General features: G+C 73.1%; 9 protein-coding genes. 1 reads left to right on the top strand and 8 read right to left on the bottom strand.

Going from position 1 to position 8,447, the window contains the following annotated elements; all coding sequences use genetic code 11:
• Window positions 1-410 (top strand): ADP-ribosylglycohydrolase family protein (locus ACVNF4_RS28540; protein ID WP_461805763.1); only part of this gene is annotated, 410 nt, incomplete at its 5' end.
• A gap of 36 nt (window positions 411-446) precedes the next feature.
• On the opposite strand, the gene ACVNF4_RS28535 is transcribed toward ACVNF4_RS28540, so the two are convergent.
• The 8 genes from ACVNF4_RS28535 to ACVNF4_RS28500 form a co-directional block, all read right to left on the bottom strand.
• Entirely contained in the window at window positions 447-2,093 is a 1,647-nt protein-coding gene (locus ACVNF4_RS28535; protein WP_461805762.1) for a bifunctional 3-(3-hydroxy-phenyl)propionate/3-hydroxycinnamic acid hydroxylase, read from the bottom strand.
• The gene (locus tag ACVNF4_RS28530) at window positions 2,090-2,962 is read right to left on the bottom strand and encodes an alpha/beta fold hydrolase (protein ID WP_461805761.1); all 873 of its coding nucleotides are present in this window, start codon (window positions 2,960-2,962) and stop codon (window positions 2,090-2,092) included. The genes ACVNF4_RS28535 and ACVNF4_RS28530 overlap by 4 nt, the downstream gene beginning before the upstream one ends.
• Window position 2,963: 1 nt before the next feature.
• Complete coding sequence (locus tag ACVNF4_RS28525; RefSeq protein WP_461805760.1) at window positions 2,964-3,566, bottom strand: amino acid synthesis family protein; 603 nt, start codon at window positions 3,564-3,566, stop codon at window positions 2,964-2,966.
• A 41-nt stretch (window positions 3,567-3,607) separates the two neighbouring features.
• The gene (locus ACVNF4_RS28520; RefSeq protein WP_461805759.1) at window positions 3,608-4,132 is read right to left on the bottom strand and encodes a VOC family protein; all 525 of its coding nucleotides are present in this window, start codon (window positions 4,130-4,132) and stop codon (window positions 3,608-3,610) included.
• A 2-nt stretch (window positions 4,133-4,134) separates the two neighbouring features.
• Complete coding sequence (locus ACVNF4_RS28515) at window positions 4,135-5,157, bottom strand: WD40/YVTN/BNR-like repeat-containing protein (protein ID WP_461805758.1); 1,023 nt, start codon at window positions 5,155-5,157, stop codon at window positions 4,135-4,137.
• A 38-nt stretch (window positions 5,158-5,195) separates the two neighbouring features.
• On the bottom strand, window positions 5,196-5,990 hold the full coding sequence (locus ACVNF4_RS28510; protein WP_461805757.1) for an SDR family NAD(P)-dependent oxidoreductase: 795 nt from the start codon (window positions 5,988-5,990) through the stop codon (window positions 5,196-5,198).
• Between the two features lie 18 nt (window positions 5,991-6,008).
• Window positions 6,009-7,511, bottom strand: a complete 1,503-nt coding sequence (locus tag ACVNF4_RS28505; RefSeq protein WP_461805756.1) for an aldehyde dehydrogenase family protein — start codon at window positions 7,509-7,511, stop codon at window positions 6,009-6,011.
• Between the two features lie 11 nt (window positions 7,512-7,522).
• On the bottom strand, window positions 7,523-8,447 hold a 925-nt coding region (locus ACVNF4_RS28500; protein WP_461805755.1), incomplete at its 5' end, for an acetolactate synthase large subunit.

The raw sequence follows: 8,447 nt of genomic DNA, 5'->3' as shown, positions 1-8,447 counted from the left end.
CCGCGGCGGTGGCCGTCGCCGTGGCCGCGGCACTGGCGACCCGCAGCCGTGGCGGGGCCGCACCGTCCCGGCCGGACTTCCTGCGGGCCGTCGCCGAACGCCTCCCCGACAGCGACGTCCGCTCGGGCGTGCGGATCGCGGCCCGGATGCCGGACCACACCTCGGTCGTGCACGCGGCGGAGGTCCTCGGCTCCGGCTACCGCATGTCCGGGCCCGACACCGTCCCCTACGCCCTGTGGTGCGCGGCGGGGCACCTCGACGACCTGCACGAGGGCCTGTGGGCCACGGTCGCCGGGCGCGGAGACATCGACACCACCTGCGCCGTCGCGGGCGGAGTCATCGCCGCGCGCACGGGGGTCGCCGCGCTGCCTCCGGCCTGGCACGCGGCGTGCGAACCGCTGTCCTGGTAAGGGACCCTCGGCGAAGGCGGCGACCCCGCCACCCGTCTACTTCTCGGAGACTGCCGCCTCCCGCGTCGGCGCCAGCAACCGCTCGAACGAGTCCGTCACCGCGCCGAGGTCGCGGGGATCCGTCAGCGCCGCGAGGTACCGGTCGGGCCGCAGGACGGCGATGCTGCCCCGGTGTGCGGCGAACCAGTCCCGCAACGTGCCGTCGACGTCCTCCACCGTCACCGCCCCGGTCGTCGACACCCGCCGCTCGCCGCGGGAGCGCCCGGAGCGGGACTCGACGACGTGCAGGTACCGCGTCCCGAGCCGGTCCCAGAAGGCGCGGCCGGCGGCGTCGAGGTGGACGAGGGGATCGTCGCCGTACCCGACGAGCGCGAACCACTCGCCGAGGACCTCGTCCAGCGGGAGCACCTTCCCGTCGGCGGTCTCCACCCGGGGCTGGACGAACATCCGGCCCACCGGCGACGTCTTGCGCACCGGCCGCCCGGCGTGCAGCACGACCCCCTCGGTGTACCGGGGCACGGGTTTGAACCGCATGTGTGTCACCCAGTCCCGCACCGGCGGCGCGACCGTCAGCCCGCGCATCACGGCGTCCCGGGCCCGTGCCACGCCCGGACGCGCCGGGGACAGGAACCGGCCGAGGGTGTCCGACAGCCGCACCATCGCACGGGCGTGGTCGCGCCGCTCCACGTCGTAGCTGGCGAGGATCCCGGCGCGGGCCCGCCCGCCGACGACGGCCGCCAGCTTCCAGGCCACGTTGGTCGCGTCCCGGATCCCCGTGTTCAGACCCTGGCCGGCCCACGGCGGCATCAGGTGCGCGGCGTCCCCCACGAGACAGACCCGGCCCTGCACGAACCGGTCGGCGACCCGCGAGTGATGGGTGTAGACGCGGGCGCGGATGATGCGCAGCGCCGTCGGATCGGGCACGTGCCCGGCGAGCAGCTCGTGCACCTTCTCCGGCCGCAGCATGGCCTCCGCGTCCTCACCGGGAAAGAGCATGAACTCCCAGCGCCGGTAGCCGTAAGGCAGATCGAGGCACACGTACGGACGCCTCGGGTCGCCGTGCAGCCCCGTGTACGGCGCGTCCAGCGGATCGTTGTCGCACTCGATGACGACCCACTTGCGCGGATGCGTGTCCCCGCGCAGCGCGATGCCCGACTGCTCGCGCACGGTACTGCGCCCGCCGTCGGCGCCGACCACGTACTCGGCGTGCACGAGGACCCGTTCACCCTCGGGCCCGGTGATGTGCAGCCGGGCCTCGACGCCGTCCTGTTCGACCCGGACGAGTTCGTGCCCGAACAGCGGCCGCACGTGCGGGAACCGGCCGAGGCCGGCCCGCAGGGCGCGCTCCGCGAGCTGCTGCATGAAGATGTTCCGCCGGGGCCAGCCGAACTCCCTGGTGTCCGGCCGGATGTCCGCGAGACAGCGGCCGTCCGCCGCGAACAGCTTCAGCGGCACGTTCTGGATCATGTCGCCGAGCATGTCCTCGGCCAGGCCGATCCCCTGGAAGCTGCGCAGGCACTCGTCGTCCATGCCGACCGCGCGCGGATAGTCGACGATCTCCTCGGCGCGGTCGATCAGCAGCGTCCGCACCCCGTACAGGCCGAGGTAGTTCGCGACCGTCGCACCGACGGGCCCCGCACCGACGACCGCCACCTGTGTGCGGTGTTCGACGAGTTCGGTCATCGGACGGCCTCCGTGCTCCGCAGGAATCCGGTGAGGTGGTCGTGGAAGAGGTCCGGGGCGTCGTCGTGCACGTAGTGCCCGGCCCCGGGGATGTCCACCGCGCGGATCAGGGGGTTGCGCCGCGTCATCTCCTCGGCCGTCGCGGCGGGCAGGAAGTCCGACGCCCCGCCCCGCACGACCAGCGTCGGACACGTCAGGGCCTCGACGTACGGCCACAGGTCGACCTGGCGGGCCGGGTCGGGGTCGAGGCGGGCCGCCGCGATGCCCGCCATGTCGAGCTTCCACCGCCAGCGGCCCCCCTCCCCGGCGACGAGGGTGTGCCGCACCCGCGAGTCGAGAGCCTCCTGCGAGATGTGCGGCCGGATGCCGCGCCAGTACGCGCGGGCCGCCTCCAGGCTGTCGAAGCCGTCCGGGGTCGCGGCCACTTCACGCCTGATCCGCTCGGCCCCCGCACCCGCCAGCGACGAACCCGGCCCGATGTCCTCCACCACGGCGGCGCTCACCCGCCCGGGGTGACGCGCCGCGTACACGTACGTGGTGGTGCCGCCCATGGAGTGGCCCAGCAGCACGAACCGGACCAGCCCGAGCCGGTCGGCGAACCGCTCCAGATCACCGACGTAGGACTCCGGGTAGTAGGAGCGTTCCGCGTCCCAGTCGCTGTCGCCGCGCCCCCGGGCGTCCGGGGCGAGGACCCGGTAGCGGTCCGCGAGCCGCTCGGCCAGCGGCTCGAACGTCCGGGCGTAGCTGCGCAGCCCGTGCAGCAGGACGACCGGGGGCGCGTCCTCGGCGCCCCACTCGACGTAGTGGACGCGCAGCCCGCCGAGCGTGACGAACCGGTCCCGCCCGGCCGGGATGGTGTCGGCGGCCATCTCAGTGCAGCCCGTCCTGCCCCTGGACGTCGGCGGCGTCGATCCCGCCGAGCCGCGCGTGCAGCCGGCCGCGCGTGGCGAACGCGAACACCACCACGACCTCGTCGGGGTTCGGGCTGTCGGAGAAGCTCGTCGTGATCGTGTCGTAGTGCGAGCGGACGTACAGGGCGTCCTTGTGCGCCAGCGGAATGTCGAGGACGGTGCCGGGACCGCCCCGCTTGCCGGTCGACGGCACCCACGCCTTGCCGCCGCCGACCGCCGCGCGCACCGGGTCCGCGAAGACCGCGGTGAGGAACGCGTTGCCGTGCTCGTACTCACCGGCCGTGCCGACGAGGCACGCCTTGCCGTAACTCTGGATCGCGTGACCGCCGGCCGCCTCGCGGATGCGCCGGCCGAACTCCTCGCCGAGCTTCGGGGAGTCGTCGACGATGTCGCCGAGGTCCTCGCTGAAGCGTCCGGCGTAGGGGTTGTGGACCGCCGCCGCGATGACGATCTTGCGGACGGGGTCGCCGTCGGCGAGGACACCGGTCTCGTTGGCGAGGGTGTCCTCGATCTGGGTGTACCACTTGCGGATGTGGTAACCGGCGAAGTTGGGCTGGGGCATGGCTGCTTCCTCGGGGAGTGCGGGGGAGGGGGACAGGGCGGTCACGGGAGCGGCTCGAACGCCACGGGCTCGCTGGGGGCGCCGTACAGGCCGAGGATCCGCTTGCCCTCCTCGTCGTCGGTGACCGTCTCGTGGAAGAACTCGAAGCGGTTGCCGTCCGGGTCCGTGAAGTACAGGCCGAAACCGATCTTGTGGTCGGTGGTCTTCACCACGGGCACGTTCTTGGCGAGCAGCATCCCGTACAGCCGCCGCCACTCGTCGAGGTCGCCCTCGACTTCCAGGCCGTAGTGCTGGAGGCCGACCCCGCCGGCGACGGCGCCCTCCTCGGCGCGGATCAGGGCGATGTCGTGGTGCTTCTTGCCGAACGACAGGAACACCCACTGCGGGCCGCGCGCGGTGACCTCCATGCCGAGGACGTCCGCGTACCACTCGGCGGACGCCTCGGGGTCGCGTACGAACAGCGACAGGTGGGTGCGGCGCACCCGGGGGGTCACCGTGCCGCGCGGGTCGGCGAGGATCGGGGTGGGTTCCTCGTGCGGGGCGAGGACCCGTTCGTCGGGTTCCATGGTCAGTGTCCTTCCGGGGCGGGTGCCGTCGCGGGGGTCCAGGCGACGTCGGTGATCTCGCTGAACTCGCGCCACTCCTTGCGCCAGGAGCGCCCGGCGTCGGTGGAGCGCAGGAGGTGGCCGTACTTCGTGCCCGCGAAGACCAGACCGGGATCGGCGGCGTGCGTGCTGAACGCCCACACCGTCGAGTTGGCGGGCGTGTCCAGCTCGGTGTCCTGCCAGCTGCGCCCGAGGTCCTCGGAGCGCAGGATCCTGGTGGTGGTGCCGGGGGTGCCGTCCCCGATGCCGAGCAACAGGTCGTCGCTGCCGGGGAGTTGCTCGACGAGCCGGGTGTAGTAGATGCCGAACGTCTTGCGGGTGTCGGTCCGCGTCCAGGTCACGCCGTCGTCCTGGCTGACGAACAGCGCGTTGACGACGGCGACGACGATCGTCTTCGGCGGCCCTTCCAGGACGCGTATGCAGTGGATGTCGGAGTTGGTGACACCCTCCGGCAGCGCGGCGGGCGTGCCGTCGAGACGCGTCCAGGTGTCACCCCGGTCGCGGCTGCGCCACAGGCCGCCCTCCTCGACGCCGAACCACATGTCCTTGGGGTCGTACCGGTCGACCACACAGGTCAGGATGCGGGGACGGTTGACGCCCGCGCAGAACTCCGGGATCTCCGGCGCCAGTTCGTCCCAGGTGGTGCCGCCGTCGGTGGTGCGGAACACGGCCGCGCGGGAGGGGGCGCCGGTGCCCGCGAGCATCGTGTCCGGGTGGGTGGGGTCGACGGCCAGCGACCAGATGGTCCGGCCGTTCATCGGTGAGTCGACCAGCTCCCAGGTGACGCCGGCGTCGGTGCTGCGCACGAGACCCGCGTCGGCGCCGGCGAAGACCACGTCGGGGTGGTGGGGGTGGACGGCCAGGCAGCGGACCACGGCGTCGAACTCGATGGCCTGTCCGAGTCCGAGGCGCGACCAGGTGGCGCCGTCGTCGGACGAGCGCAGAACGCCCTGGCCGGCGGTGGCGACCAGGATGGTGCCTTCCATGTCGGATGCTTCCTTACGTCGTAGGTGGGGGGCGTGGTTCAGAGGAAGACGCCGCGGGTGAGACCGCCGTCGATGCCCAGCGACTCACCGGTGATGGCGGCGGCCCGGGGGGAAGCCAGGAAACAGACCGCCTGGGCGATCTCCACCGGCTCCAGGATCCGGCGGATCGGCGTGCGGGCGACGAAGTCGGCCTCGACCTCGGCGGCGGTCACCCCCCGCTTCGCGGCCTCCTTCTCGTACAGCTCGTGGATGTGCTCGGTCTCCACCACCCCCGGGTGCAGGGTGTTGACGGTGATGCCGGACGGCCCGAGCTGGTCGGAGAGGGCCTTCGTCAGATGCACGATCGCCAGATTGCGCATCCCCGACAGGGCGTGGCTCGAACGCCCCGTCAGCCCGCCGATGTTGACGATCCGCCCGTACCCGCCCGCCTTCATGTGCGGGGTGACGGCCTGCGCGCAGCGGAAGTAGCCGACGACCTTCGTGTTGATGTCGGCCAGCAGCAGCTCGGGGTCCGCCTCCTCGACCGAGTTGCGCACCAGCCCGGAGGGCGCGGCGGCGCCGTTGACGAGGATGTCGATCCGCCCCAGCTCCCCGGCCACGTCCCGCACCATGGCCCGCACGGACTCGGTGTCGTCGGTGTCCGAGACGAACGGCAGGACCCTGCCGCCGGTCTCCGCCTCGATGTCCTTCGCGGTGCGCTCCAGCAGAGGCAGCCGGCGGGCGGTGACGACGACGGTCGCACCCTCGGCGGCGAGTTCACGGGCGACGGCCCGGCCGATGCCGAGGCTGCCGCCGGTCACGATGGCGGTCCTGCCGCCCAGTTCCAGATCCATGTGTGTCTCCCAGAGGTGTCAGCCGAGATTGACCCAGACGCTCTTGACCTCGGTGTAGAGGTCGAGCACCGTCCGGCCCATCTCCCGGCCCCAGCCGGACTGCTTGAATCCGCCGAAGGGCGACGCGGGATCGGTGAGGTTGTAGCAGTTGATCCACACCGTCCCCGCCTGCAACTCGTCGGCGATGCGGTGGGCGTGCCCGAGGTCGGAGGTCCAGATCCCGGCCGACAGCCCGAACGGCGAGTCGTTGGCCCGCGCGACCAGGTCGTCCACGTCGTCCCAGCGCATCGCGGACAGCACGGGACCGAAGATCTCCTCCCGCACGATCCGCAAGCCGTCGTCCGGCGCGACGAACACCGTCGGCTCGACGAAGTACCCGCCGTCGTACGCCTCGTGCAGCTCGGGCCGGCCACCGCCGGCCGCGAGCAGCGCCCCCTGCGAGCGGCCGGCCTCGATGAAGCCCCGGACCCGTTCGTGGTGCCGCGCGGAGACCAGCGGCCCCATCTCGGTGCCGGGGTCGCTGCCGGGTCCCACGACGATGCTGCGGGCGCGCTCGGCCACCGCGTCGAGGACGTCGTCGAAGATGTCGCGGTGCACGTACAGCCGGGAGCCGGCCGTGCAGACCTGCCCCTGGTTGAAGAAGACGGCCTGCGCGGCGGCCTCGGCGACGGCCTGCGGATCGGCGTCGGGCAGCACGATGTTCGGTGATTTCCCGCCGAGTTCGAGGGACACCTTCTTCAGGTTCCCGGCGGCGGCCCGCACCACGGCACGCCCCGTCTCCGTCGACCCGGTGAAGGCCACCTTGTCGACCCCGTCGTGCCCGGCGAGCGCGGCCCCCGCCTCGGCGCCGCGCCCGGTGACGACGTTGACGACACCGTCCGGCACCCCCGCCTCCTGGAGCAGCTCGGCGAGCCGCAGCGTGGACAGCGGGGTCTCCTCGGCCGGCTTGAGGACGACCGCGCAGCCGGTGGCCAGGGCGGGCGCGAGTTTCCAGCAGGCCATCGACACGGGGAAGTTCCACGGCACGATCAGCGCGGCCACCCCGACCGGCTGCCGGGTGGTGTAGTTCAGCACCCGCAGGCCCCCGCGCGGAGAGACGGGGATCGTGCTGCCCTCCAGCTTGCTCGGCCAGCCCGCGAAGTAGCGGAACAGCTTCACGCTGGTGCCCACGTCCACGAGGCGCGCGACCGACACCGGCTTGCCGTTGTCCCGGGACTCCAGCAGCGCCAGCTCCTCGCCGTGCGCCTCGATGACATCGGCGATCCGGTGCAGCAGCGCACCCCGGTCCATCGGGCTCATCCGGCGCCACCCGGGGTCGTCGAAGGCGCGGCGCGCGGCCTCGACGGCTAGGTCGACGTCGGCGGCGCCGCCGTCCGGCACGGTGGTGAGCACGGCGCCCGTGGCGGGGTCGACGCTCTCGAAGGTGCGGCCGGAGCGGGCCTGCACCCACTGCCCGCCGATGAACAGGGACCGGGGTGCGGCGAGGAAGCGGTCGACCGCCTCCGCTGCTGCGCTGGACATGCTCGTTCCTCTCACAGGGCCATCTCGATGAGGCGGGGTCCGTCGGCGGCCAGCGCCCGGCCCAGTTCGCGCCGCAGCGCCTCGGCCGTCTCCACCCGGGTGCCGGGCACGCCGTAGCCGCGCGCCAGCGAGGGCCAGTCGAAGGCCGGCCCGTCCAGGCTGGTCAGCGCGGTGGCCCGGGGGCCGGGCCGGCTCTGGCCGTGGCGGTCGAGTTCGGTGCGCAGGACGTTGTAGGCGCGGTTGGAGGCGATGAGGGTGACGATCGGCAACTGTTCGCGGGCCATCGTCCACAGCGACTGGATCGTGTACTGCGCGCTGCCGTCGGACTGGAGGGCGATCACCTTGCGGCCGGGGGCGGCGATCGCCGCGCCGACGGCTGCGGGCAGGCCCTGTCCGATGGCGCCGCCGGTGTTGGTGAGCGTGGTGTGCCGGGCGGCGCGGGAGGACGCGGTGAAGAAGGGGTAGCCGCACGTGCCGCCCTCGACGGAGACGACGGACTGCTCGGGCAGCATGCCCGCCACGATCAGGCCGACGGCCCCGGGGGTGAGCGGCCCGGCCGGGAGTCCCTGGTCGGACGGCCGGTCGTGGCGGGCCGGTTCGGGGGCGCCGAGCAGATCCGCGAGGGCCTCCAGCGCGAGGGCGCCGTCCTCCCCGGGCGTGCTCAGGGTCTCCACGGTGCCCGGGGGAGCCAGGAGGCTGGGGATGCCTTCGTAGCCGAAGTAGGCCACCGGCTCCAACGCCCCGGCCAGCAGGACCAGTTGGGCTCCGGCGAGGGCGTCGATCGCCTTCTCCGGGAAGTAGGGGAGCCGGTCGAGATCCGGCAGGCCGCCCCCGCGCTCGGCGACTGCCGGGAAGGTCTCGCTGTACAGCACGGCCCCCGTGGCGGCGGCGATCCGGGCCGCCGCCCGCTGCCCGCGCTCACCGAGCGCCGGTCCG

The sequence above is a fragment of the Streptomyces sp. S6 genome, assembly GCF_054880855.1.
The sequence above is the reverse complement of the archived record's forward strand: the minus strand, read 5'-3'. Positions and strand labels throughout refer to the sequence as shown.

Excerpts from the sequence above, each read along its gene's own strand:
- ACVNF4_RS28535 (WP_461805762.1), bottom strand. The coding sequence starts at position 2,093 with ATGACCGAACTCGTCGAACACCGCACACAGGTGGCGGTCGTCGGTGCG.
- ACVNF4_RS28530 (WP_461805761.1), bottom strand. The coding sequence starts at position 2,962 with ATGGCCGCCGACACCATCCCGGCCGGGCGGGACCGGTTCGTCACGCTC.
- ACVNF4_RS28525 (WP_461805760.1), bottom strand. The coding sequence starts at position 3,566 with ATGCCCCAGCCCAACTTCGCCGGTTACCACATCCGCAAGTGGTACACC.
- ACVNF4_RS28520 (WP_461805759.1), bottom strand. The coding sequence starts at position 4,132 with ATGGAACCCGACGAACGGGTCCTCGCCCCGCACGAGGAACCCACCCCG.
- ACVNF4_RS28515 (WP_461805758.1), bottom strand. The coding sequence starts at position 5,157 with ATGGAAGGCACCATCCTGGTCGCCACCGCCGGCCAGGGCGTTCTGCGC.
- ACVNF4_RS28510 (WP_461805757.1), bottom strand. The coding sequence starts at position 5,990 with ATGGATCTGGAACTGGGCGGCAGGACCGCCATCGTGACCGGCGGCAGC.
- ACVNF4_RS28505 (WP_461805756.1), bottom strand. The coding sequence starts at position 7,511 with ATGTCCAGCGCAGCAGCGGAGGCGGTCGACCGCTTCCTCGCCGCACCC.